Genomic DNA, 24,882 nt, shown 5'->3' on the forward strand with positions numbered 1-24,882 from the left:
AACGGACGAGTGCCGTGGGGCTCAGTCGTGCGGGGTGTCGGCGGATCCCTCAGGCGCCGCGACACCGCCGAATTCCTCCGGCCGGTGCATGTGGGCCAGCCGGTCGAGCACGCCGTTCACCATGCGCGGCTCCTCGCTCTCGTAGAAGGCGCGGGCGACGTCGATGTACTCGCTGATGACGACGCGGGCCGGCACGATCTTCATGTGCATGAGCTCGAAGGCTCCGGCGCGCAGGATCGCGCGCAACGTCGTGTCGATGCGGCGCAGCGGCCAGCCGGCGACGAGCGCGCGGTGGATCTCCGGGTCAAGTTGTCGCTGCTCGGCGACCACACCCTTGACCAGATCGCGGAACCAGGCCGCATCGGCCTCGCGATACTGTTCGCCGTCAAGTTCCGCGCCCAGACGGAAGGCCTCGAACTCGGACAGAACATCGGCGATCTGCGCCCCGCCCATGTCCATCTGATAAAGCGCCTGCACCGCCGAAAGACGGGCGGCTCCGCGCTTGTTGGCCGGCTTGGGTGCACGCGCCTTCGGCGCTTCGGTCTCGTCCGTCATGGCTTAACCCTCGAAACGGTCGCGAACGGCAATCATGTCGAGGGCGGCCTGCGCGGCGGCACCGCCCTTGTTCTTGCGCTTGGGGTCGGCGCGCACCCATGCCTGCTCGTCGTTCTCGACGGTCAGGATGCCGTTGCCCACCGGCAGCGCGGCGTCGATGGTCAGTTCCATCACGGCGCGGGCGGACTCATTGGCAACGATGTCGTAATGCGTGGTCTCGCCGCGAATGACGCAGCCGAGCAGAACGAAACCGTCGAACTCGACCTCGCCGGTCTCCATGGCAGCAAGCGCCATGGCAAGGGCGGCCGGGATTTCGAGAACGCCGGGAACGGACACGCGGGTCACGTCGGCGCCGGCGGCATCGAGAACGGCGGTCGCGCCTTCGCAAAGCGCGTCGGCCAGGTCGCCGTAGAACCGGGCATCGATCATAAGGATTCTGGGGGCGGACATGTCAGGTCATCCCTGCTGTTGCGGCGCCGGCGCAGGGGCGGCGCGCGATGATTTCTGGTGCCCGCAACGCAAGACGAACGGCGCGGGTGGCGCCGGGTGCGTCGCTGTGCGGTGGGCAAGGTGCCGGTAGGAACCATGCCGCCAGCCGTTTGTCCAGAACAAGATTGCCACGCCCCCTCGGCGGCATCCGCGGATGGTTTCCCGAAGCGTCTCCGCTCAGCGGTATTCGGCCAGCCGCGCGGCATAGCGCGCCATCATGTCGACCTCGACATTGACCCGGTCGCCGACGCGCCGCTCATCGAAGGTCGTGGCCGTGAGCGTGTGCGGGATCAGGAAGACGGTGAAGGTGTCGCCCTCCACCTCATTGACGGTCAGCGAGGCGCCATCGAGCGCGACACCACCCTTTTTGGCGATGAAGGGCGCAAGCTCCGCCGGCACGCGGAAGCGGAAGAAGACGCTGTCGGGATGATCGACACGCTCCAGGATCTCCGCGACGCCGTCGACATGCCCCTGAACGATGTGGCCGCCGAGTTCGTCGCCGATCTTCAGCGACCGTTCCAGGTTCACCCGGTCGCCGGCCTTCCAGTCGGCGACGGTGGTCAGGCGCAGGGTCTCGGCCGCCGACTCGATCTCGAACCAGCCGTTGCCCCCCTTCGCGGTCACCGTGTGGCAGACGCCGGCGCAGGCGATCGACGCGCCGATGTCGATCGAGCCGGTGTCATAGGCCGTCTCGATGCGGGTGCGCAGGCCCGCCGGGATCTTCTCCACCGCTTCGATGCGGCCGATGTCGGTGACAATGCCGGTGAACATGGCTCAGGCCCTTTCGCGCTGGTAGATCGTCATGATGTCGTCGCCAACGGCATCGGAGGCAACCCGTCGATAGCAGGACGCGCGTTCGATCAGCTCGATACCCTCGTCGACGAAGGGCAGCAAGCCCCCCTGCCCGATCTCCACATTGCCGCGCGAGACGCAGATCTCGTCGGCCAGGTCCGCATCGACAAGCGCACGCGCCACGCCCGCGCCACCTTCCACCAGCAGGCGGGTGATGCCGCGCTGGCCGAGCGCGCGCAGGGCGGCGTGGGGATCGAGGCTCTCGTTCCTGGGCGTGGCGATACGGATGACGGTGCAGCCGGCGGCGGTCAGAGCATCGGTGCGCTCCAGATCCACATCGGCGGACACGATCACCCACACCGGCACCTCCCCGGCAGTGGTCACCAGCCGGCTGTCGAGCGGTATGCGGGCGCGGGTGTCGAGCACGATGCGCACCGGCGAACGATGCGACATGCCCGGCAGCCGGCAATCGAGCCCCGGATCGTCCTCGAGCACGGTGCCGATGCCGACGAGAATGCCGTCGCATTCGGCACGCAGGACATGCACCCGGCGGAACACATCCTCGCCGGTGATCATCACCTGGCCATTGCCGGGAGAACCGATGAAGCCATCGCGCGACACCGCCAGCTTGAGAATCACATGCGGCCGCCCGTCGACCAGCCGACGCACATGACCGGCATGCAGCGCGGCGCAGAGATCCTCGCGGATGCCCGAAACGACATCGACGCCGCCGGCACGCAGCATCTCGACGCCACGCCCGGCGACTCGCGGATTGGGATCGAGCAGGCCGATCACGACGCGCGCGACGCCGGCCTGGGCGAGCGCCACGGCGCAAGGGCCGGTGCGGCCATAATGGGAACAGGGTTCGAGCGTGACGTAGCAGGTCGCGCCACGGGCAAGGTCGCCTGCCTGGCGCAGCGCCACAACCTCGGCATGAGGCCCCCCGGGAGGCTGCGTGTGGCCACGTCCGACGACGCGTGGTCCGTTGCCGTCGTCGCGCACGATCAGCGCGCCGACCGCCGGGTTTGGCCAGACCTTGCCCAGGCCCCTGCGGGCATAGGCCACCGCGGCCGCCATGAAGCGGGCGTCATCCCGACAAGTCGAAACTTTCACGTATCCGTCCGCTCAGCTTTCGTTTGCAGGTTCCGCTTCCGGCCCGCTCATTTCGTCAAGAAGCGCCTCGAAGTCGCGCGCCTCCCTGAAGTTCTTGTAGACGGAGGCGAAGCGCACATAGGCGACGTCGTCGATGTCCTTCAGCCCTTCCATCACCAGATTGCCGATGTCGCTCGCCTTCACGTCGCTCTCGCCGGAGCTTTCCAGCTGTCGCACGATGCTGCTCACCATCCGCTCGAGCGCATCCGGATCCACCGGCCGCTTGCGCGTGGCGATCCGCACCGAGCGCTCCAGCTTGTCGCGGTCAAAGGGAACGCGCCGGCCGTTGCGCTTCACTACGGTCAGCTCGCGCAACTGGATGCGTTCGAAGGTGGTGAATCGTCCCCCGCACTCGCCACAGACCCGACGGCGCCGGATGGCGGTGTTGTCCTCGGTCGGGCGGGAATCCTTCACCTGCGTGTCGTCGCAACCGCAATAGGGACACTTCATGCGTCGTACTGGCTCCGGACCACGGGGCGGCGCCGGGGGCGCGCCGAGGGGCAATTGCACAGCGCGCGGTCGTCATCCGACCGCCCGCCTTGGATCGCGGGGCGCGACATCAGTCACGCTCCACATGGGAAATCAGGCGCGCCTCCGCGCCCTCGACGGGCTCGGCTCGCACCAAAAGGCAGGGCCGAAAACGCGCGGCGCCCAGGATAGTGCGCCGCGCGACAGGGTCGATGCAAATGGCCGTGAGCGTGCCGGCCTTGAAAGGCCGGCGCCGCACTCAGTCCAGGTAGGAGTAGAGCGGGAAGCGCCCGGTAAGCGCCAGCACCTTCTCCTTCACCCGCGCCTCGACGGCGGCATTGCCTTCGTCGGCGTTGGCCGAGCGCAGACCGTCGAGAACTTCGCCGATCAGCCGGCCGATTTCCTGGAACTCGGCCACGCCGAAGCCGCGGGTCGTGCCGGCCGGCGTGCCAAGGCGGATGCCGGAGGTCACGAAGGGCTTTTCCGGGTCGAAGGGAATGCCGTTCTTGTTGCAGGTGATGTTGCCGCGGCCGAGCGAGGCCTCGGCACGCTTGCCGGTGGCATTCTTCGGCCGCAGGTCGACAAGCATCAGATGGTTGTCGGTGCCGCCCGAAACGATGTCGAGCCCCTGCTCCTGCAGGCTGGAGGCCAGCGCCTTGGCATTGGCCACAACGGCCTGCGCGTAGGTCTTGAAGTCAGGCTGCAGCGCCTCGGCGAAGGCAACCGCCTTGGCGGCGATGACATGCATCAGCGGACCACCCTGAAGACCCGGGAAGACGGCCGAGTTGATCTTCTTGGCGATCGCCTCGTCGTTCGTCAGGATCATGCCGCCGCGCGGACCGCGCAGCGACTTGTGGGTCGTGGTGGTGACCACATGCGCATGCGGGATGGGCGAGGGATGCACGCCACCAGCGACCAGACCGGCGATATGGGCCATGTCGACCATCAGGTAGGCACCGACCGAATCGGCGATCTCGCGCAGGCGCTTCCAGTCCCAGGTGCGCGAATAGGCCGTGCCACCGCCGAGAATGAGCTTGGGCTTGTGCTCTTCCGCCTTGCGGGCGATGTCGTCCATGTCGAGCAGGTGGTCGTCCCGACGCACGCCGTAGGAGACGACGTTGAACCACTTGCCGGACATGTTGACCGGCGAGCCATGCGTCAGGTGACCGCCCGAATTGAGGTCGAGCCCCATGAAGGTGTCGCCCGGCTGCAGCAGCGCCAGGAACACCGCCTGGTTCATCTGGCTGCCCGAGTTCGGCTGGACATTGGCGAAATTGGCGCCGAAGAGCGTCTTGGCGCGCTCGATCGCGAGCGTCTCGACGACGTCGACGAACTCGCAGCCGCCATAGTAGCGCTTGCCCGGATAGCCTTCGGCATACTTGTTGGTGAGGATCGTGCCCTGCGCCTCGAGAACCGCGCGGGAAACGATGTTTTCCGATGCGATCAGCTCGATCTCATGGCGCTGACGGCCGAGTTCGCCGGTGATCGCGTCATTGATTTCCGGATCGGCGTCGCGGAGCGAGCGCGTGAAGAAATCCGGAAAAATCGGCGAGTCGAGATTGCTATCGGCCATCGACATCGTCGGTCCCCTCTCACAGCATGAACAAAGAAGATGCGGCCCGTGCCGCCTGTCCGGGACTGCGGACCGCCCGCCACGCCCGGTGCGTGCCCCCGCCTTCGCCGCAAAACGGCTGCCGGGGGCCGTTGCCGGAATGGCCGCGCCCGCCCTTTGCGAGGGCTCCGCAAATACCACAGGCGGTGAAGTGAACCAAGGCAATTTGGCATCGATGCGACACCATGCGCGCCTTGCCGCAAGGTCCGCCGGCCGTGCCGGTTTGCGCGAACTAGCCGGCGGCGTCGCCCTGCAGGCGACGCTGGAGCTTGCGCAGCGCGAGTTGCTGGAGGTCGCTCCGGCTTGCCTGAACGGGCCCGAGCACGATCACCTCGACGCCCGTGGTGGCGTCGATGGCCGTTACCTTGACCTGGCGGCCAACGGCGTGAAACTCGAAATAGACCTCTCCCGCGGGGCCGGAGGGCGCGCTCACTGCAACGCGACTCCCGTCTCCGGACCGCCAAGGGTCAGCCCGTCGCGGTCGTAGATGTCATCGCGGAAATGCACCACGCCCTCGGCGGTCGCCCAGGCGGTGATGTAGGTCATGTAGATCGGGATCTTGCCCCTGAGCTTCACATCCTCGCGCGCGCCGGAGCGGATCGTCTCGTCGACACGGGCGCGGCTCCAGTCCGGCGTGGTGCTTTCCAGAAGCCAGGTGATCAGCTCGCGGACGTTCTGCACGCGCACGCAACCGGAGGAATGGAACCGGTAGTCGGAGCCGAACAGCGACTTCGACGGCGTGTCGTGCAGATAGACCTGGTGCTTGTTGTGGAAGTTGATGCGCACGGAACCCAGCGAGTTGATCTCGCCCGGTTCCTGGCGGAACTGGTACTGGGTCGCCTCGTCCGTGTTCCAGTCGATCTGCTGCCAGGCAAGCTCGTTGCCCTTCCAGTCGAAGATGCGGATGCGGTTCTTCTCGAGGTAGTTCGGATCCTGCTTCATCTTCGGGATCAGATCCTTGCGGATGATCGAGACCGGCACCGTCCAGTACGGGTTGAAGTTGAGCTCGTAGATCGACGAATTGAGGATCGGCGTCTGGCGGTCGATCTTGCCGACCACGGCCGTGTGACGCGAGCGCACACGTCCGTTCTCCACCGCCTCGATCTCGGCGGCCGGGATGTTGACCATCACGTAGCGGTCACCCAGGAAGCCGGACATGGAACGCAGCCGCACCAGGTTGGTCTCGAGCTGTGACAGGCGCTGGTTCGCGGGCACGTTGAGCGCGTCGAGCGTGCCCTTGCCGACAACACCGTCCGGCGTCAGGCCGTTGCGGATCTGAAAGCGCCGCACCGCCGCATCGACGTAGGAATCGAAGGTGTCGGACAGGCCGGCGGTCTGCTCGAGATCGCCGGAGACCATCAGGCGGCGACGCAGCGACACGACGTTGGCATCGCGCGCGCCCAGGCGCATCGCCTTGCGCCCGCTCGTCACCGGCTGCCAGCCGCCCTGCTGAACGATGGCGGAGTAGCGCTGGATCGCCGTCTCGACATAGGCGGCCGTATCGGGCGAAAGCGTCGGATAGGAGGATTCGACCTTCTGCAGGCTGCGCATGGTCGTGGTGTCGAACTGGTCGCGCCACTCCACCCGCTGCTGCTGTTCGATGATGCCTTGGAGCGCGGTCTGTGCCGATGCGCTTCCCGCCGGCATCGCCGAAACGGCCAGCGCCGCGCCGAGCAGCGCCAGGGGCATGCGCGCAAGCGGAATGAGATTGGCGACGCCGCGCGCGGCGCTCGATCCGATGATCCGGGCCCGTCGAATTCCCACCACGTCCACTCCACTCTTGCCTGCGATGAAACGATCTGTCGTTTCAGGGGTAGCGTGATGACCTTAACAAACGATCACGCAAAAGGGCCCGCGCCGCAATCCGTGCGGCAAATTTGGCCTTACGGGCGCGCGGGGCACATGTGCGAGGACTTCCGGATGCAATACCGGAGGACGGAAGCCCCCAACGCTTCTGGATATCCATGATAATGTGGCGCATTCATGTCGCACGCCCCGGAACCCGCGCCAGCCCGCCGTGTCCGGAGGGCAAACGCACGACGGGCCGCTCCGGCGTACGGAGCGGCCCGTTGTCGATCAGACCAGTGCAGTCGATGTCCTGGCGGCGTCAGAGCCGATAGAGGATCTGGTCGGTCCAGAACCGCTCCAGGCGACGCAGCGAGCGGTTGAGAACCTTGAGGTCCTCGGGCCCGATCTCGCCAACCTGCTCGACGGACAGCATGTGCCGTTCGTAGAGCGCGGCCACCTTGGTGGCGATGTTCTTGCCCTCGTCCGTCAGGCTGACGCGAACCGAACGGCGGTCCGTGCGCGAGCGCTGGTGGTGAATGAAGCCCATGTCGACGAGCTTCTTCAGGTTGTAGGACACGTTCGAGCCGAGATAGTAGCCGCGAGTCCTGAGCTCGCCTGCCGTCAGCTCCGCGTCGCCGATATTGAACAGCAGCAGCGCCTGAACACTGTTGACGTCATTCCGGCCTTCGCGGTCGAACTCGTCCTTGATCACGTCCAGCAAGCGACGATGCAGTCGCTCGACGAGCGTCAGTGCTTCAAGATACAGCGGCTTGATCTCGTCGCCTTCTTCGGCCTGCATCACTGCATCGGCCGCTTTTTTCGCCGTCATCATTGTCTGCGCCTCATGTATTGTTTGCGGTGCCTTTTTTGTCACCTTGAGGACAGAGTACTTGGAGGCTTCTAAAATCCGCTTAAAAAGAAGACTAAATCGCTGGTTAACGCGCAAATGCGTTGCAGGATGAATGAAAATACGTTTCGTTAACCACAGTACTTGCCGAGAACATGTTTTCTCAAGGGATTACGTGGCGTCCACCGCAAATCGTGGAGCGCGAAAGGGACAGATCGTGCCCATCTTGCGCTCCAGGAGGGCTCCACGGCCCGGAAAAACCGTCCCAGGCCGCGCGCGCCGGGATCGCCGACGCCTATTCGTTACCGCGCAGGAAACGAATGATGCCGGAAAAATCGGTGCCGGCCTCGCCCGCATTGCAGAACAGGTTGTAGAGCGCGGCCGCCTCCGCGCCGAGCGGCGTCGAGGTGCCCGAGGTGCTGGCCGCCTCCTGCGCGAGCTTCAGGTCCTTCAGCATCATCGCTGCGGCGAAGCCCGGCTGGTAGTCGCGGTTCGCCGGCGACGTCTCCACCGGGCCCGGTACCGGGCAGTAGGTCGTCAGCGACCAGCACTGGCCGGACGCGGTCGACGAGATGTCGTAGAGCTTCTGGTGGTCGAGACCGAGACGCTCGGCCAGAACGAAGGCCTCACAGACACCGATCATCGAGATGCCGAGCAGCATGTTGTTGCAGATCTTGGCAGCCTGGCCGTTGCCCGCCCCGCCCGCATGGACAATCGTCTTGCCCATGATGTCGAGATAGGGCCTGGCGGCGGCGAAGGCCTCGTCGGGCCCGCCGACCATGAAGGTGAGCGTGCCGGCGGCCGCACCGGTGACGCCGCCGGAAACCGGCGCATCGACCATGGCCATGCCGGCCACCTCGGCAGCGCTCGCCACCGCGCGGGCGCTTTCCACGTCGATGGTCGAGCTGTCGATCATCAGCGTCCCCGCCCTGGCGTGGGCAAAGAGCCCGTCCTCGCCGGTGTAGACCTTGCGCACATGGGCGCCGGCGGGAAGCATGGTGACGATGACGTCAGCGCCCGATGCGACCTCGGCCAGCGTTTCCACCGGGGTGCCGCCAGCCTCCTTGAGGTGGTCCTTCGCGGCCTGCGACAGGTCGAACCCGTTGACGACGTGCCCCGCCTTGACGAGGTTCGCCGCCATCGGCCCGCCCATGTTGCCAAGCCCGACAAATCCGATCGTAGCCATGTTCCTTCACTCCCCAGTGGCGTTGATTGTCAGATGAGATTCCCGGACGACCGCCCTATCGTCGCTGTTCCCTGTCGGCGAGATAGAGGATCACCAGATAGATCGCGATCGTCGTCAGATAGAACGCGATCTCGTAGGGCCTGCGCCCGTAGATGTCGGAAAACAGCGAGTGCATGACGACCTGCGTCAGCGCCCGCAGCAGCCACATCACCGTGCCCCAGGACACGGCCAGCCACAGGCCGATGGCCGCGACCAGATCGAGCACGGCGAAAAACACCGTCGCCGCCTGCCACTCGACCGGCATTTCCCAGAACCACGCGCCCCGCCAGGGCACGATGCCGACGATGCGGGCCCAGTGGATCAGGCCGCCGCCGATGAGCAGGATCGCCATGGCGCGCAGGTACCACACGAGCACCGAGTTCCAGTCGCGCTTGTTGCTCCAGAAGTCGCGCAATGCGCCGATCATGGCCGGGTCCTTCCGGTGGCGGGGCGGGCGGCGGAATCAGACATCGAGATCGCCGCCCTCTGGCATCTCGAAATGCGCCTCCACGTCCTCGCGGCGCACCTCGTCCAGGCTCGCCGGCGACCAGACGGGCGCATTGTCCTTGTCGACGATCACCGCGCGCACGCCCTCGTAGAAATCATGCCCCTTGAGAATGCGGCTGACGATGCGGTGCTCCATGCGCATGCACGCCTCGAAATCGAGCGCTCCGCCACGGCGCAGTTGCTCGAACGCGACCTCCAGGCTCATCGGCGACTTGGCGCGGATCTGCTGGGCGAGCTTTCCCGCCCACTCCGCATCGTCGCCCGTGGCAGCGTCGAGCGCATCCAGGATCGCGGTGACCGAACCGCCCGAGAAGATCCCGGCGACAGGTCCCGCGCGTCCGGCCAGCGGCGCGGGGCCGGGATCGCAGCGCGCGGTGAAATGAGCGAGCGTGCCGTCGATGTCCTGCGTCTCGCACAGCGCCGCCTCGACCGCCGCCAGATCTTCGGCGTTGACGCCATGGGTCAGCACGCCGCTCCACAGAGCATCGGCCTGCTTCAGCCGGCCAGCGGAGAGCGCCACCATCATGCCGGTCTCGTCGGGCATGCGCGGCAGGAAGTAGCTGCCGCCGACATCGGGGAAGAAGCCGATCCCGGTCTCCGGCATGGCGAAGGTCGTGCGCTCGGTGCCGATGCGGTAGCCGCCGTGCACCGAAACGCCGACGCCGCCGCCCATGACGATGCCGTCGATCAGTGCGACATAGGGCTTGGGAAAGCGCTTGATGGCAACATTGAGCCGGTATTCGTCGGCGAAGAAGTCGCGCTGGGTCGGGTCGCCCGCCTTGCCCTGGTCATAGACCTGGCGGATGTCGCCGCCGGCGCAGAACGCCCTGTCACCCGCCGCCTTGACGATCACGCAGCCGACGGTTTCGTCATCCCGCCAGGCATCGAGCTGGCGATGGAACGCGCTCACCATGGCGTGCGTCAGCGCGTTGAGCGCCTTCGGGCGGTTGAGCGTGACGAGGCCGGCGCGGCCCTGCCGATCGAAAAGGATTTCAGCTTCGCTCATCAAGACCTCACTACCTTGTCGCCAAAAAGGATCAGCCCGGCCAGAATCAGCCCGTAGCCCCACAGCATCATCGCAGCGAAAAGCGCATCGCGGGCGGCCGGGATCGCGGGAAAGACATCCGGGAAGGCAAGCGTCGTCGCGGCATCGCCGAAGAGACCGGGGATGACGACGCCTGCGGCGAAACGGGCGCTCTTGCCCGGCTCGCAGAAAAGCCGCGCGGCGGCAAGCGCCACCGCGACGGCGAGAACACCGCCGACGATCATCGCCGCAACATAGGCGGGGCCCGGTCCGGGCAGAATCATGTCGCCGAACAGGCGAAACAGCACGGTCGCGGCCAGCCAGCCGGCGATCCCGACGAAGAGCCCCCGCCTCATTCTCCGAGATCTCCTGCCGCAAGGCCCCAGGCCTTGCCGTTTGCGGGGTGGCGGGCCATGCGACGCTCTCCTCAGTCCTTCAGAAGATCGCGCGCGATGATCACGCGCATGATCTCGTTGGTGCCTTCCAGGATCTGGTGCACCCGCACGTCGCGCAGGAAGCGCTCGACAGGATAGTCCCGGAGATAGCCGTAACCGCCGTGCAATTGCAACGCCTCGTTGACGACGGAGAAACCCACATCCGTGGCCATACGCTTGGCCATCGCCGCCAGGCGGGTGGCATCGGGGGTCTTGGCGTCGACCAGCGTCGCCGCCTTGTGCAGCAGCAGGCGCGCCGCCTCCAGTTCGGTCGCCATGTCGGCAAGGCGGAACTGAAGAGCCTGGAATTCGGCGAGCGCGCGGCCAAACTGGCGGCGCTCCTTGAGATAGACGATCGAGCGGTCGAGGCAGGCGCGCGCCGCGCCCAGCGAGCAGGCGCCGATGTTGAGCCGGCCGCCGTCGAGGCCTGCCATGGCGATGCGAAAGCCCTCCCCTTCCGCGCCGATGCGGTTGTCGACCGGCACGCGGCAGTCGGTGAAGTCGACCTGCGCGGTCGGCTGGCTCTTCCAGCCGAGCTTGACCTCCTGCGCGCCGAAGGACAGGCCGGGCGTGCCCTTTTCCACCACGATGCAGGAAATGCCCTTCGGGCCGTCGCCGCCGGTGCGCACCATCACGACATAGACGTCGGAGACACCGCCACCGGAGATGAAGGCCTTCGAGCCGTTGAGGACGTAGTGGTCGCCGTCGCGAACGGCACGGGTGCGCAGGCTCGCGGCATCGGAGCCCGCGCCCGGCTCGGTCAGGCAGTAGCTGGCGAAGCGCGCCATGGTGCAGAGTTCGGGCAGGAAGCGCCGGCGCTGCGCGTCCGTCCCGTAGCGGTCGATCATCCACGCCGCCATGTTGTGGATCGAGATATAGGCGGCGGTGGAGGTGCAGCCGGCGGCCAGTTCCTCGAAGATTACCGCCGCGTCGAGGCGCGTCAGCCCGGAGCCGCCGACGTCATCGCCGACATAGATCCCGCCGAAGCCGAGTTCCGCCGCCTCGCGCAGCGTCGCGACCGGGAATTCGGACCGCTCGTCCCAGTCGTGCGCGAAGGGCTCCATCTCGTCGCGGGCAAATGCCCGCGCCACGTCCTGGAAGGCCCGCTGATCCTCGCCTAGGGTGAAATCCATGCGCCGCATCTCCTCCCGCATCGGTCCGCGCGGGACCGCCTCCCTCGTGAAGTACCGGCCCCCCGCGGCCGCGTCAATCTGTCGGCGGAAAGCGCGCGCCGCCGGCTTCCGACCGACGCGCCAAGCGGTTAATGTCCCGCCACACGCCACGTCCGGTTTCGGACCAGCCCGCAGGAGATCCCGTCATGACCGCCCCCCAGCGCCCTCTCGAAGGCCGCCCGGCCATCCAGCTCGACACCATTCTCGAGGGACGGCGCATGCGCCGCAACCGACGCACCGACTGGTCGCGCCGGCTGGTGCGGGAGAATACGCTCGGCGTGGACGACCTGATCTGGCCGGTGTTCGTGACGGACGGCAGCAACATCGAGGAGCCGGTTCCCTCCATGCCCGGCGTCTCGCGCCATTCGGTCGACCGGATCGCCGGGGTGGTGGAAAAGGCCGCCGAGCTCGGCATTCCCGCGATTGCTCTCTTCCCCAACACGGATCCCTCGCTGCGCGACCCCAATGGCTCCGAGGCGCTCAACCCGGAGAACCTGATCTGCAACGCCTGTCGGGCGATCAAGGGTGCCGGCCTTCCCCTCGGCATCATCACCGACGTCGCGCTCGATCCCTACACCAGCCACGGCCATGACGGGCTGATGGACGGCGAGACGGTGCTCAACGACGAGACCGTCGAGCAGCTCGTCGCCCAGGCGCTGCTGCAGGCGGACGCCGGCGCGGATGTGATCGCGCCCTCCGACATGATGGACGGGCGCATCGGCGCGATCCGCGCCGCGCTCGACGCGAGCGGCCACACGGACGTGCAGATCATGTCCTATGCCGCGAAATTCGCCTCCGCCTTCTACGGCCCCTTCCGCGACGCGGTCGGCACCAATGCGACGCTGGTCGGCGACAAGCGCACCTACCAGATGGACCCGGCCAACACCGACGAGGCACTGCACGAGGTCGAGCTCGACCTCGCCGAGGGCGCCGACATGATCATGGTGAAGCCCGGCATGCCCTATCTCGACATCATCCGCCGGGTGAAGGACAGCTTCCTGCGACCGACCTTCGCCTATCAGGTGTCGGGCGAATACGCGATGATCATGGCCGCCGCCAACAACGGCTGGATCGACGGCGAGCGCGCCATGATGGAAAGCCTGACGGCGTTCAAGCGCGCTGGCTGCGACGGCGTGCTCACCTATTTCGCGGTGGACGCGGCACGCAAGCTGCTCGGCCGCGACTGAGAGGACGCCATCCCGGTCACGGCAGCATGGCCGCGGCCGGGAACGACTGGCCAGCGAGCCCGGCAAGCGTTTCAAGCGCCGTCTCGAAGCGCGTTTCGTCGGGCTCGCAGGCAAGGCAGAGGCGTACCGCCTCTGGCGCGCCGCGCGGATCAACGGCGAAGGGCCGCGCCGGGCTGACCCGCACCCCGAGGCGCAACGCCTCTGCGGCGAATTCCTCCGCCCGCCAGCCCGAACCCGGCTCCATCCACGCGAGACCGCCCGAGAGGCGCGCCGGGTCGACGCCGGGCAGCAGCGCCGCCGCGCGCGCACCGCGCCGGGCAACCCCAGCCCGCAGCCGTGCGATCCGCGCCTCCAGCCCCGGCCCGCCCAGGATCCAGGACGCTGCCTCCGTCAGCACCGGCGACACCATCAGCTGCATGGCGTTTTGCACCGCCAGGATACGGCGGGCGAGCAGCGGGCTCGCCGCCGCGTAGCCAACGCGCAGTATCGGCGAGACACATTTTGACAGCCCCGTCACCAGCACCGTGCGCTCCGGCACGAGATGGGAGAAGCCGGGTCCGTCCGCGTCCAGGAGAAATCCGTAGACCTGATCCTCGATCACGGTGAGGCCGCGCCGCGCGGCGATCTCGGCGAGTGCCGCGCGCCGCCGCGCGCCCATCACGCGCCCCGTCGGATTGTGGATACCCGGCATGACGAAGACCCCGGCGAGCGGTACCCTGGCAGCGAGCGCATCGAGCGCATCGGGCGACATGCCCTCCCCGTCGGCGACGACCGCGTGCAGGCGCAGGCCAATGGCGGCGGCGGCCGCGATCACGCCTGGATAGGTGAGCTGGTCACAGGCAAGCCCCCCGCCCTGGTCGCGCAGCGCCAGCAGCGCGGCAAAGAGCGCCGACTGGGTGCCGCCGGTGATGACCACGTTGCCGGGCTCCAGCCCGTCGCGCCAGCGGGCGAGAAACGGCAGCACGGCTTCCCGTTCCCCGCTGCCGCCGCCGGCCGGGCGATAGCCGGCCGGCGCGCCTTGCCCGAGCACCTCGGCGGCATGGGCGAGCCCGCCGGCGACCAGCGCGCCGGGGTCCTCCATGCCGAAACTGTTGATGGCGAGATCGACCGTGGGCGCCGGCACGGCGTCGGCGCTCGCGCGGTCCGCGCGCGCCTCGCCGGAAAGACCGGGCGGAAAGGCGATGCACGGATCGCTCCCCCCGATGAACGTTCCCCGCCCCACCTCGCCGTGGGCGAGGCCGGCCAGCACCAGCGCCTTGTAGGCGCGCGCCACGGTTCCCGGCGCGCAGCGCAACTGCCATGCCGCCTCGCGGATCGGCGGCAGGCGGGTTCCCGGGGCCAGAGCCCCGTCGGTGACGGCTGCGCGCAGATGCGCCTCGATCACCCTCGCCGAGGGGGGTTCGTCGATGCTATCCGCAAGGTTCAGGAATATTGTCATGAGTACAATATTACTATTGTACCACGAATTGATTCAAGCAAGTTTCGCCGCCTCGATACAAGTCGCGACGGTCGAGGCCGTCGCCCGCCGGAGTCGCCGAAATGTCGCCCGAAAGCGTGATGCCCCTTGCCCAGTTCGCCCTGCTCGGGCTTTTCATCCTCGCCATGGTCGGCTCGCCGGGGCCAGCCAACATGGCGCTGATGGCAAGTGGCCTGGCCTTTGGCGCGCGCCCCGCCCTGCCCTTCCTGCTCGGCACCATGAGCGGCTTTCAGATCATCTTCTGGCTGAATGTCGCCGGTCTCTACGCCCTTTTGACCAGCGCGCCGCAGGTCTTCGCCGTGCTGCGCTGGGCGTGCATGGGGTACATTCTCTATCTGGCCTGGGTCGTGGTCCGCAGCCCGGCCAAGGGGCCCTCGGGCGCGGCGCGGGTGCCCGGCTTTCCGCGCGGCCTTATCGTCCATCCGCTCAACCCAAAGGCCTACGCCATGCAGGTGGCGGCGATCTCCCAGTTCGTCTCCCCGGCGCGCTATCTCGCCGACGCGCTCACCGTGTCGCTGTCCTTCCTGTGCCTCGGATTCGTGCTCAACGGCCTCTGGCTGCTGTGCGGGTCGTGGCTGCGCGAGAGCACCGGCAACGGGCGTTTTCTGCAGGGCCTGCGCATCGCGCTTGCCGCGCTCATGGTCGGCTCCACCATCGCGAGCTTGCAAATGGTCCCGGCTTGATGGCACAGGAGGACCTTCCTTCTTCCTGCCGGGAGCCTGCCCGATGTCCGTCACCCTCGACACGATCCGCGAGGCCGCGCGCCTGATCGAGGGGGCGGTGATGCGCACCCCCTTCCTGCCGGCGCCAAAACTGTCGCGGCTGACCGGCGCCGAGGTCTTCGTCAAATACGAAAACCTCCAGGTCACCAACGCCTTCAAGGAGCGCGGCGCGCTGGTCAAGCTGCTCGCGCTCTCGCAGGCCGAGCGGGCACGCGGTGTCATCGCCATGTCGGCGGGGAACCACGCCCAGGCGGTGGCCTATCACGCCGCACGGCTCGACATTCCAGCCACCATCGTCATGCCGGAGCCGACGCCGATCGTGAAGGTCGCGGCGACGCGCGGTTACGGCGCGCGGGTGGTTCTCGCCGGCGAGATGCTCGCCGATGCGCAGGCGGAGGCCGAGCGCCTCGCCGCGGCGGAAGACCTCGTGTGGGTTCATCCCTACGACGACGAAGCGATCATCGCCGGACAGGGCACGATCGCGCTGGAGATGCTCGAGGACCAGCCGGAGCTCGACTGCCTCGTGGTCCCGGTCGGGGGTGGCGGGCTTATCTCCGGCATGGCGACGGCGGCGAAGGCGCTGAAGCCCGGCATCGAAGTCATCGGAGTGGAATCGCGCCTCTATCCCTCGATGGTCGCCGCCCTTGAGGGAAAGCCCGCCCACTGCGGCGGGGCGACCCTTGCCGAGGGCATCGCGGTGAAGAATGTCGGCCGACTGACGCTGGAGATCGTGCGGCGCACCGTCGACGACATTCTCCTTGTCGACGAAGCTGCGCTGGAGCAGGCGATCAATGCCTACATGACGCTGCAGAAAACCATGGCCGAAGGCGCCGGGGCCGCCGGTCTTGCCGCCATGCTGGCCGCGCCGGAGCGCTTCTCCGGCCGGCGCGTCGGCCTGGTGCTGTGCGGCGGCAACATCGACCCGCGGCTGCTTTCCTCCATCATGGTGCGGGCGCTCGCCCGCGACGGACGCCTCGTATCGGTGCGCATCACCACCTCAGACCGGCCCGGCATCCTGGGAGAGATTTCCACCCTGATCGGCCAGGAGGGCGGCAACATCATGGAGGTCTCGCACCACCGGCTGTTCCTCAATGTGCCGGCCAAGGGCACCACGCTCGACGTCACCATGGAAACCCATGATGCCGGCCATGCGGCCACGATCCTCGCCGCGCTCGAGCGGGCGGGCCATTCCGTCCATATGCTCGATCTTGGCGAATCGCGCCTGTAGCCCCCCTGCGGCGGAGCGATTTGCATTTCCCCGCCGTCCTTCCCATCTCATTGGGACAGGGACGATGCGTCCCGGCGACAAGAAGGACCGAGAATGAGCCAGGAGTACGGATATCCGGACGAGACGACGGCAGCGCCCGACCCCGCCCTTTTCGCGTCCGTGCGCACCAACCGCGTCTTCGCATTCGTGATCGACGCCTTTCTCATCGGCGCGGTGACATTGCTGTCCTGCGTGCTCGTGTTCTTCCTCGGCATCTTCACTCTGGGGCTCGGCTGGCTGCTGTTTCCCATCCTGTGGCCCGCCGTCGCGCTGGTCTATGTGGCGGTCTCGCTCGGCGGTGCGACCAGCGCCACCCCCGGCATGCGCGCCATGGGTCTGACCATGCGCATGATGGACGGTCGCCGTCCGGACATGCTGATCGCGGCCATCCACGCGCTGCTGTTCTGGTTCTCCGTGACGCTGCTGACGCCGCTGGTTCTCATCGTCAGCCTGCTCAACATCGAGAAGCGCCTGCTGCACGACATCATCCTCGGCACAGTGGTGCTCAACCGCGCCCGCGGCTGATCCGGGCGCGCGGTTTGGCGCTGATCACGGGTTTTGCGCAAAATCATTCCCGTGCGCGCGGCAGGCGGCGCTGTCATTCCGGCTTTGCGAAGCGGCGCGCGGGGGATAGAACTTAAGGTTCGCGACCACCGCGGCCGTGCCTTTCGGGCATGGCCGGGAAGAGGATACGGACCGACCGCATGATGCCAGCCGATCCAGCCATGATCCTCACGCTCGTGGTGATCGTCGTGACGATCGTGCTTTACGCGACCGAGAGGTTCGCGCTGGAGGCCATCGCACTCGGATCGATCGTCGCTTTCCTGGCGATCTTCACCGCCTTTCCGGCGAACCTGGGCGGCACGCCGTTCGGCGCGGCGCAGATCCTTGCGGGCTTCGCCAATCCGGCGCTGATCACCGTCATCTGCCTGCTCATCGTCGGCCAGGGACTGTTCCAGACCAACGCCCTGGAGCGGCCGGCGAAGATGATCGTCAACGCCACGAAGCGCTTTCCCACATTCGCCACGGTGCCGATCCTGATCGCCGTCGCGGTGATCAGCGGCTTTCTCAACAACACGCCCGTCGTGGTCATGTTCCTGCCGATCCTCTCGGCGGTGGCGGCGGCGCAGGGCCGCTCCTCGGCGCGGCTGCTGATGCCGCTCTCCTTCATTGCCATCCTCGGCGGCATGACGACACTGATCGGCTCATCGACCAACCTCCTCGTCGCCGACGTCGCCGCGCGTACCAGCGACGTGCGCCTCACGTTCTTCAGCTTCACCGGCCTCGGCGTCGCGCTCGCCGCCATCGGCAGCGTCTATGTGCTGTTCGTCATGCCGTTCCTGCTGAAGCCGCGGCGCTCGATGACGGACGAGCTGCAATCCTCGTCGGGCAAGCAGTTCATCGCCCAGATCCAGATCACCGCCGGTCATCCGCTCGAGGGCGAGACCTCGATGGCGGGCCTGTTCCCGGCGCTGAAGGACATGACCGTGCGCCTCGTCCAGCGCGGTGAGCGGCCGATCCTGCCGCCTTTCGAGAACGTGACGCTTCGTCCCGGCGACACGCTGATCGTCGCCGCCACGCGCTCGGCGCTGACGGCGGCGCTGTCGCGCCGGCATCCGCTGATGGCGGCGGAGGGCAACAATGGCGACGACGCGGGCGAGGCGGAAACGCCACCGGCCCAGCAACGCTCGCTGACGCTGGCGGAAACCGTCGTCGCCCCGGCCTCACGCCTGTCGGGCCGCACCATCTCCCAGAGCGGCTTCCACACGGAGACCGGCTGCGTGGTCATGGGCGTGCAGAGGCGCTCGCGCATGCCGCGCATGGCGATGACCGAGATCCGCCTGGAGCCCGGCGACGTGCTGCTCGTCGCCGGCAGCGCCGCGGAAATCACCGGACTGAGGACAAACCGGGACGTGCTTCTGCTCGACTGGTCGGCGGCGGAGCTGCCGCCGCGCCGCCTGGCGCCGCGCGCGCTCGTCATCTTCCTGCTGATGGTGTCGGCCAGCGCCACGGGCCTGGTGCCGATCGTCACCGCGTCGCTGGCCGCGACGATGGCGATGGTTGCCGGCGGCTGTCTCAACGTGCGCCAGGCGCTGCGCGCGGTCGACAGCCGCATCTTCATGCTGATCGGCGCCTCGATCGCGGCCGCGTCGGCGCTCGAGGTCACCGGCGGTGCCGGCGCCATCGCCGACCTGCTCGTCGGCAGGCTGGCGGGCCAGCCGCCCATGGTGGTGCTCTCGGCGCTCTACCTGCTGGTGATGTGCCTCACCAACCTGCTGTCGAACAACGCAACGGCCGTTCTCTTCACCCCGATCGCGGTGAATATGGCGCGCCAGACGGGCATGCCTGCGGAGGCGTTCGTCACCTGCGTGATCTTCGCCGCCAACAGTTCATTCGCCACGCCCATCGGCTACCAGACGAATCTGATCGTCATGGGTCCCGGCCACTACAGATTTTCCGACTTCATTCGCGCAGGAGCGCCGCTTGCTGTACTTCTTTGGTTGGCATTCACTTTTCTTGCGCCAATGTATTATGGTTTCACCATGCTTTGAGACATACAGGCAGAGGTTAAAGCGGTGACGCGGCACCCGACAGATACACCGCAATTCTACCTGACGGCCCCCTCGCCCTGTCCCTACCTGCCAGACCAGCAGGAACGGAAGGTGTTCACCCACCTGGTGGGATCGAGGGCAAAGCCGCTCAACGACGTGCTGACGCAGGGCGGTTTCCGGCGCAGCCAGAACATCGCCTATCGTCCGGCCTGCGAGAATTGCCAAGCCTGCATCTCGATCCGCATCCGCGTCGACGACTTCGACTGGACACGCTCGTTCCGCCGGGTGTGGAAACGCAACGCCGATGTCGTCGGGACCGAGCTCGATCCGGCCCCCTCCTCCGAGCAGTACAGCCTCTTCCGCCGCTATCTCGACGCACGCCACGCCCATGGCGGCATGTCCGACATGAGCGTCCTCGACTACGCGATGATGATCGAGGACACCCATGTTGAGACGAAGCTGATCGAATACCGCCGCCGCGGCCCGGATACGTTCCTCACGGGGCGGGGCGACGGCCCGCTGCTCGCCGTGGCGCTGACGGATGTGCTCGGCGACGGCCTGTCGATGGTCTATTCGTTCTTCGATCCGGAGGTGACCGAGCGCAGCCTCGGGTCGCACCTCATCCTCGATCATATCGAGCGGGCGCGGGCGCTGGGGCTTCCCTACGTCTATCTCGGCTATTGGGTCAATGGCTCGCCGAAGATGGACTACAAGGCCCGCTTCCAGCCGCAGGACCACCTGGGCCCCGACGGCTGGGCCCCCGCCGACGACTGACACCGGCCCTGTCGGAGCAAGGCAGGATCGGCCGTTCAGGCAGGGCAGGCAGATCAGGCGCGCGCCGGAGCCGCGTCGACGGTTGCGCGCACATCGGTGAAGACATTGCGGAACATTTCCCGCGTCAGCCGGCCGGTGTTCGTGTTGTAGCGGGAGCAGTGATAGCTGTCGAACAGCACGAGGCCGTTCGGCAGATCATGGCGCGCGTTGTGGCCGAAGGGATAGGCGGCACGGCGCAGGCCGAGGGCCGAGAGCGTCGCGTCATGGGCGATGCGCCCGAGGGCGACGAGCGTCACCAGCCCCTGATAGCCCTCGATGGTCGCCGTGAGAAACGGCAGGCAGGCGCGGATTTCCGCGCCGACCGGCTTGTTCTCGGGAGGAACGCAGCGCACGGCGTTGGTGATCGCCGCGTCGACCAGGCTCAGCCCGTCATCGGGCCGCGCCTCGTAGCGCCCCGTCGCGAAGCCGAAATCCAGCAGCGTCTCGTAGAGCAGATCGCCGGCGAAATCGCCCGTGAAGGGACGCCCGCTGCGGTTCGCCCCGCGCAGGCCCGGCGCCAGCCCGACGATCAGCAGCCGGGGCGAGCGAGCCTGGAAGGTCGGCACGGGTGCGTTGTGCCAGCCCGGCTCGCGCTCGCGGTGCAACTCGCGAAACGCGACCAGGCGTGGACAGAGCGGACAGTCGCGCCCCGGCTCGGCCGGATGCGCGCCTGCGGACATGCTGGAGGGCGCGCTCAATAGTCGTCGTCGTCCTCTTCGGTCTCCGCGCGACGCACGCGCTCAACCGGGCGTGCGGGACGCTCAGCGGGGTCGCGGCCGACTTTCTTGGCCAGCGTCGCGAGGTCGACGAAGTGGTCGGCCTGGCGCCGCAGGTCGTCGGCGATCATCGGCGGCTGGGTCTGCAGGGTGGAGACCACCGTCACCTTGCGCCCCTTGCGCTGCAGCGCCTCGACGAGCGAGCGGAAATCGCCGTCGCCGGAGAACAATACAATGTGATCGACATGCTCGACGATCTCCATGGCATCGACGGCAAGCTCGATGTCCATGTTGCCCTTGATCTTGCGGCGGCCGCTGGAGTCGACGAACTCCTTCACCGGCTTGGTAACGACCTTGTAGCCATTATAGTCAAGCCAGTCGATCAGCGGACGAATAGATGAATACTCCTGATCCTCGATCAGGGCAGTATAGTAATAAGCGCGCAGCAGGTAGCCTGTCTTCTGGAATTCCTGCAACAGCATCTTGTAGTCAATATCGAAACCGATAGATCTTGCGGTCGAATACAAATTCGCACCGTCAATGAACAACGCTACCTTCTCGCGGGGGTCGAACATAACGTACAAAACCTTTCACTGTAACGTCGGCTTCCAGAATCCGTCGCTGGGAAGTCTCCAGCAAATCATGACTAAAGTCTGTTCGCGCGTGCTTTTAAAGCGCGCACCAGTGCCTTCGCATCCGACGTGGAAAACCTGCCATCCCGAACGACTGTCCGGCCACACGTACCCTGAACACGGCCTCTTCTGGGCCGTCTTCTTTTTTGTTGTTCCACGTTTCCAAGTGGAAATGCGGATATCGGGTCCCCCTACACCATTCAGGGTCGCGACGGCAACACAACTTGACCGCGAATGGGGAAAGAGCCCGGCTAAAACACAAGCATGGCCCAGAACTTCAGTTAAGTTCAATGCGGTAACCACTGAAAACAGTGTAAACGAAGCGTTGATAATTCCACTAAAAAAAGTCAATATTTGTAGGGAACTTGCTGCGCCGATACCTGTGATTGATTTAACAATGACGGCGAAGGCCATGAATCCTACGGGTCGTCACGGATATTCGCCGGCGACGGAAACTCCCCGCGCCGGGCGACCATCACCCTCCCCTTCGCGCCTGGTCGGTTCTCATGTGCCAAGGAGCAGAAAAGCCGCCTCGGGAGGCCTCGTGACCGCGCCCGCCGCGCGGAGCAGGCTGCGGGCGAAAAACCTTGACGTCCGGCGGTGCGGCAGGGTTGCCTTCCGCGGTGCGACACAGTACATATCGCCGCTTGCCGAGATCACTAGGACATGGAGACTGCCAATGGCGCGCGTGACGGTCGAGGACTGCATCGACAAGGTCGATAACCGCTTCGAACTGGTGCTGCTTGCGAGCCATCGGGCGCGGATGATTTCCAACGGTTCGCCGCTGACCATCGATCGCGACAACGACAAGAACCCCGTCGTTGCCCTGCGCGAGGTCGCTGACGAGACCGTCAGCCCCGAAGACCTCAAGGAAGACCTCATCCACTCGCTCCAGAAGTACGTGGAGGTCGACGAGCCCGAGGCCGACGCCGTTCCGATGGTGCCGAACGCGTCTCAGCGCGGCGGAACCGAGGTGAACTCGGTCGACGATTCCTCGGTCGAGTTCGACCGCATGTCGGAAGAAGATCTTCTGCGCGGCCTGGAAGGCCTCGTTCCGCCGGAGCGCAAGGACGACATCTGAGCGTCCCGATCCGGCATCTGAAAACGTGCCCGGCCGGCTGGCGACCTTCGTGGATGGCGCAGCCGCGCCGGTCCGCCGGGCAAGCCTCTGCCGGCCGTGTCGCAGGGTGAGGCGCCACCGCGATGATGCGGCAATACGAACTCGTCGAACGGGTCCAGCGGTACAATCCGAACGCGGATGAGGCCTTGCTCAACAAGGCCTACGTCTATGCCATGCAGAAGCACGGCAGCCAGGTTCGCGCGTCCGGCGACCCCTTCTTTTCGCATCCCCTGGAAGTTGCCGCGATCCTGACCGACCTCAGGCTCGACGAGGCGACCATTGCCGTCGCCCTGCTCCACGACACCATCGAGGACACGACCGCGACGCGCGACGAGATCGACCGGCTGTTCGGCCCGGAGATTGGCAAGCTCGTCGACGGGCTGACCAAGATCAAGCGCCTCGACCTCGTTTCCAAGCGCGCCAAGCAAGCCGAGAATTTCCGCAAGCTGCTGCTGGCCATCGCCGACGACGTGCGCGTGCTTCTGGTCAAGCTCGCCGACCGGCTGCACAACATGCGCACGCTCCATCACATGCCGGAGCACAAGCGCGGGCGCATCGCCGAGGAGACGATGGAGATCTATGCGCCGCTGGCCGGGCGCATGGGCATGCACGACATGCGCGAGGAGCTGGAGGACATTTCCTTCCGCACGCTCTACCCCGAAGCCTATTCGACAATCGTCGATCGGCTTTCGGCGCTGGAGGAGAAGAACAAGAGTCTCATCAGCGACATCGAGCGCGATCTTGTCACGCGACTTGAGGAGCGCGGCATCTCCGCCGTGGTCAAGGGGCGGGAGAAGCGCCCCTATTCGATCTTCCGCAAGATGCAGATGAAATCTGTTGCCTTCGAGCAGCTGTCCGACATCTACGGCTTCCGCGTCGTCGTCGGCACCGTCGAGGCCTGCTACCGGGTGCTTGGCGTCGTGCACACGAGCTGGCCGGCGGTTCCCGGTCGCTTCAAGGACTATCTGTCGACGCCGAAGCAGAACGACTACCGCTCCATCCACACCACGGTCGTCGGTCCCAGCCGCCAGCGCGTCGAACTGCAGATCCGCACGACGGCCATGGACCGGGTGGCGGAATACGGCATCGCCGCGCATGCGCTCTACAAGGACGGAGAGTTCGGCGGCCGCAACATCGCCAAGCACAACGAGGAAAGCCGCGCCTACGACTGGCTGCGCCGGACCATCCAGCTGCTGTCGCAGGGCGACACGCCGGAGGAGTTCCTGGAGAACACCAAGCTGGAGCTGTTCCACGATCAGGTGTTCTGCTTCACGCCCAAGGGCCGGCTGATCGCGCTGCCGCGCGGAGCCACGCCCATCGATTTCGCCTATGCGGTCCACACCGACATCGGCAACACCTGCGTCGGCGCCAAGATCAACGGCCAGATCATGCCGCTGGTCACCGAGCTGAGGAATGGCGACGAGGTGGAGATCGTGCGCAGCCAGGCGCAGACGCCGCCGCCGGCCTGGGAGACGATCGCCGTCACCGGCAAGGCGCGCGCCGCGATCCGCCGGGCGACGCGCGAGTCGGCGCGCCAGCAGTATGGCGCTCTCGGCCGTCACATCCTGGAGCGCGCCTTCCTGCGCGCCGGCCACACGCTCACCGACGAACTCATCGCCGGGGCGCTGGGACCGCTCGGTTTCACCCACGCAAGCGACATGCTTGCCGCCGTCGGGCGTGGCGAGATGCGCGCCCACGAGGTGGTCTCCGCGATCTATCCCGACTACCGCGACGACCGCGTCACGCCGTCGCAGGTGGGGTCCGAGCCCGGCTGGTTCGACCTTGAATCCGGTAGCGGCATGAAGTTCCGCGTGCCCGATTCAGACGAGAGCGACGGCGGCCGCCAGGCCCTGCCGATCCGCGGCCTGGCCGGGGATCTTCCGGTCTCCTTCGCGCCCGAGGGCGGCGCGGTTCCCGGAGATCGCATCGTCGGCATCCTGACACCGGGCGTTGGCGTCACCATATACCCGATACAGGCAACGGCGTTGCAGGCGTTCGAGGACGAAACCGACCGCTGGCTCGACGTGCGCTGGGACATGGCCGGAGACCGGCATGACCGTTTTCCCGCGCGCATCAACGTCTCCGCCCTGAACGAACCCGGGTCGCTTGCGACCATTGCCGGCGCGATTGCCGATCTCGACGGCAACATCGACAACCTGAAACTGATCCGCCATGCCAGCGATTTTCATGAAATGCTCATCGATCTTGAGGTATGGGACCTGAAGCACCTGACGCGGATCATGAATCAGCTCAGGGCAAAGTCCAATGTCGCGGGGGTGACGCGGGTGATCGGTTGATCGGCACCCCGCCATCCGCGGCGGGGGTCCCGCG

25 protein-coding genes are annotated in these 24,882 nt (G+C 66.6%); 8 read left to right on the top strand and 17 right to left on the bottom strand.

All coding sequences use genetic code 11. From position 1 onward, the window contains the following. Nucleotides 1-21: 21 nt before the first annotated feature. The 14 genes from nusB to ACSLUQ_RS07910 all read right to left on the bottom strand — a co-directional run bounded on the left by nusB (nt 22) and on the right by ACSLUQ_RS07910 (nt 12,026). Entirely contained in the window at nt 22-555 is a 534-nt protein-coding gene (gene nusB / locus ACSLUQ_RS07845) for a transcription antitermination factor NusB (protein ID WP_417772813.1), read from the bottom strand. Nucleotides 556-558: 3 nt separating this feature from the next. Next, on the bottom strand, nt 559-1,005 hold the full coding sequence (gene ribH, locus ACSLUQ_RS07850) for a 6,7-dimethyl-8-ribityllumazine synthase (RefSeq protein ID WP_417772812.1): 447 nt from the start codon (nt 1,003-1,005) through the stop codon (nt 559-561). A gap of 216 nt (nt 1,006-1,221) precedes the next feature. Continuing rightward, nucleotides 1,222-1,815, bottom strand: a complete 594-nt coding sequence (locus tag ACSLUQ_RS07855; RefSeq protein ID WP_417772811.1) for a riboflavin synthase — start codon at nt 1,813-1,815, stop codon at nt 1,222-1,224. Nucleotides 1,816-1,818: 3 nt separating this feature from the next. After that, a complete protein-coding gene (ribD, locus tag ACSLUQ_RS07860; RefSeq protein WP_461808185.1) occupies nt 1,819-2,949 on the bottom strand; it encodes a bifunctional diaminohydroxyphosphoribosylaminopyrimidine deaminase/5-amino-6-(5-phosphoribosylamino)uracil reductase RibD in 1,131 nt (376 codons plus the stop codon). A gap of 12 nt (nt 2,950-2,961) precedes the next feature. Continuing rightward, nucleotides 2,962-3,438, bottom strand: a complete 477-nt coding sequence (nrdR, locus tag ACSLUQ_RS07865) for a transcriptional regulator NrdR (RefSeq protein WP_417772809.1) — start codon at nt 3,436-3,438, stop codon at nt 2,962-2,964. A 277-nt stretch (nt 3,439-3,715) separates the two neighbouring features. Next, nucleotides 3,716-5,029, bottom strand: a complete 1,314-nt coding sequence (gene glyA / locus ACSLUQ_RS07870; protein ID WP_417772846.1) for a serine hydroxymethyltransferase — start codon at nt 5,027-5,029, stop codon at nt 3,716-3,718. Between the two features lie 271 nt (nt 5,030-5,300). Continuing rightward, nucleotides 5,301-5,501, bottom strand: coding sequence for a DUF6898 family protein (locus ACSLUQ_RS07875; RefSeq protein ID WP_417772808.1), 201 nt, complete (start codon nt 5,499-5,501; stop codon nt 5,301-5,303). Then, the gene (locus ACSLUQ_RS07880) at nt 5,498-6,757 is read right to left on the bottom strand and encodes a L,D-transpeptidase family protein (protein ID WP_417772845.1); all 1,260 of its coding nucleotides are present in this window, start codon (nt 6,755-6,757) and stop codon (nt 5,498-5,500) included. The genes ACSLUQ_RS07875 and ACSLUQ_RS07880 overlap by 4 nt, the downstream gene beginning before the upstream one ends. Nucleotides 6,758-7,175: 418 nt before the next feature. Beyond that, complete coding sequence (gene ldtR, locus ACSLUQ_RS07885) at nt 7,176-7,688, bottom strand: transcriptional regulator LdtR (protein WP_417772807.1); 513 nt, start codon at nt 7,686-7,688, stop codon at nt 7,176-7,178. A 310-nt stretch (nt 7,689-7,998) separates the two neighbouring features. Beyond that, nucleotides 7,999-8,889 (bottom strand): 3-hydroxyisobutyrate dehydrogenase, encoded by an 891-nt coding sequence (mmsB, locus tag ACSLUQ_RS07890; protein WP_461808186.1) that lies wholly within the window; start codon nt 8,887-8,889, stop codon nt 7,999-8,001. A 55-nt stretch (nt 8,890-8,944) separates the two neighbouring features. Beyond that, complete coding sequence (locus tag ACSLUQ_RS07895) at nt 8,945-9,355, bottom strand: DUF6163 family protein (protein ID WP_417772805.1); 411 nt, start codon at nt 9,353-9,355, stop codon at nt 8,945-8,947. Between the two features lie 36 nt (nt 9,356-9,391). Next, entirely contained in the window at nt 9,392-10,441 is a 1,050-nt protein-coding gene (locus ACSLUQ_RS07900) for an enoyl-CoA hydratase/isomerase family protein (RefSeq protein ID WP_461808187.1), read from the bottom strand. After that, nucleotides 10,441-10,815 carry a DUF5367 family protein gene (locus ACSLUQ_RS07905; protein WP_461808188.1) on the bottom strand — a complete coding sequence of 125 codons (375 nt, stop codon included), beginning with the start codon at nt 10,813-10,815 and terminating at the stop codon, nt 10,441-10,443. Before ACSLUQ_RS07905 ends, ACSLUQ_RS07900 begins: the two co-directional genes overlap by 1 nt. A 71-nt stretch (nt 10,816-10,886) precedes the next feature. After that, a complete protein-coding gene (locus tag ACSLUQ_RS07910; protein WP_461808189.1) occupies nt 10,887-12,026 on the bottom strand; it encodes an isobutyryl-CoA dehydrogenase in 1,140 nt (379 codons plus the stop codon). A gap of 257 nt (nt 12,027-12,283) precedes the next feature. Here ACSLUQ_RS07910 and hemB point away from each other — a divergent pair, with 257 nt between their 5' ends. Beyond that, nucleotides 12,284-13,252, top strand: a complete 969-nt coding sequence (gene hemB, locus ACSLUQ_RS07915; RefSeq protein WP_417772844.1) for a porphobilinogen synthase — start codon at nt 12,284-12,286, stop codon at nt 13,250-13,252. 16 nt (nt 13,253-13,268) lie between these two features. Here hemB and ACSLUQ_RS07920 read toward each other — a convergent pair whose 3' ends face one another. Next, nucleotides 13,269-14,690: an aminotransferase-like domain-containing protein gene (locus ACSLUQ_RS07920; RefSeq protein WP_461808190.1), complete on the bottom strand. Its 1,422-nt coding sequence runs from the start codon at nt 14,688-14,690 to the stop codon at nt 13,269-13,271. A gap of 101 nt (nt 14,691-14,791) precedes the next feature. Between ACSLUQ_RS07920 and ACSLUQ_RS07925 the strand changes: the two genes are divergently transcribed. The 5 genes from ACSLUQ_RS07925 (at nt 14,792) to ACSLUQ_RS07945 (ending at nt 20,044) form a co-directional block, all read left to right on the top strand. Further along, the gene (locus tag ACSLUQ_RS07925) at nt 14,792-15,412 is read left to right on the top strand and encodes a LysE family translocator (protein WP_417772800.1); all 621 of its coding nucleotides are present in this window, start codon (nt 14,792-14,794) and stop codon (nt 15,410-15,412) included. Nucleotides 15,413-15,455: 43 nt separating this feature from the next. Beyond that, entirely contained in the window at nt 15,456-16,679 is a 1,224-nt protein-coding gene (locus ACSLUQ_RS07930) for a threonine ammonia-lyase (protein WP_461808191.1), read from the top strand. Between the two features lie 93 nt (nt 16,680-16,772). Then, nucleotides 16,773-17,243, top strand: coding sequence for an RDD family protein (locus tag ACSLUQ_RS07935; RefSeq protein ID WP_417772798.1), 471 nt, complete (start codon nt 16,773-16,775; stop codon nt 17,241-17,243). Between the two features lie 179 nt (nt 17,244-17,422). Then, on the top strand, nt 17,423-19,270 hold the full coding sequence (locus ACSLUQ_RS07940) for an SLC13 family permease (RefSeq protein ID WP_417772797.1): 1,848 nt from the start codon (nt 17,423-17,425) through the stop codon (nt 19,268-19,270). Nucleotides 19,271-19,294: 24 nt separating this feature from the next. Beyond that, on the top strand, nt 19,295-20,044 hold the full coding sequence (locus tag ACSLUQ_RS07945; RefSeq protein ID WP_461808192.1) for an arginyltransferase: 750 nt from the start codon (nt 19,295-19,297) through the stop codon (nt 20,042-20,044). A gap of 53 nt (nt 20,045-20,097) precedes the next feature. Here the strand turns inward: ACSLUQ_RS07945 and ACSLUQ_RS07950 are convergent, their stop codons facing one another. Then, nucleotides 20,098-20,763, bottom strand: coding sequence for a uracil-DNA glycosylase (locus ACSLUQ_RS07950; protein ID WP_461808482.1), 666 nt, complete (start codon nt 20,761-20,763; stop codon nt 20,098-20,100). 14 nt (nt 20,764-20,777) lie between these two features. Then, a complete protein-coding gene (locus ACSLUQ_RS07955) occupies nt 20,778-21,374 on the bottom strand; it encodes a LabA-like NYN domain-containing protein (RefSeq protein WP_417772795.1) in 597 nt (198 codons plus the stop codon). 736 nt (nt 21,375-22,110) lie between these two features. On the opposite strand from ACSLUQ_RS07955, the gene rpoZ reads away from it, so the two are divergent. Both rpoZ and ACSLUQ_RS07965 read left to right on the top strand, forming a co-directional pair. Further along, the gene (gene rpoZ / locus ACSLUQ_RS07960) at nt 22,111-22,512 is read left to right on the top strand and encodes a DNA-directed RNA polymerase subunit omega (protein WP_417772794.1); all 402 of its coding nucleotides are present in this window, start codon (nt 22,111-22,113) and stop codon (nt 22,510-22,512) included. 122 nt (nt 22,513-22,634) lie between these two features. Next, on the top strand, nt 22,635-24,848 hold the full coding sequence (locus tag ACSLUQ_RS07965) for a RelA/SpoT family protein (RefSeq protein WP_417772793.1): 2,214 nt from the start codon (nt 22,635-22,637) through the stop codon (nt 24,846-24,848). Nucleotides 24,849-24,882: the final 34 nt, after the last annotated feature.

The organism is Stappia sp. ICDLI1TA098 (assembly GCF_054880955.1).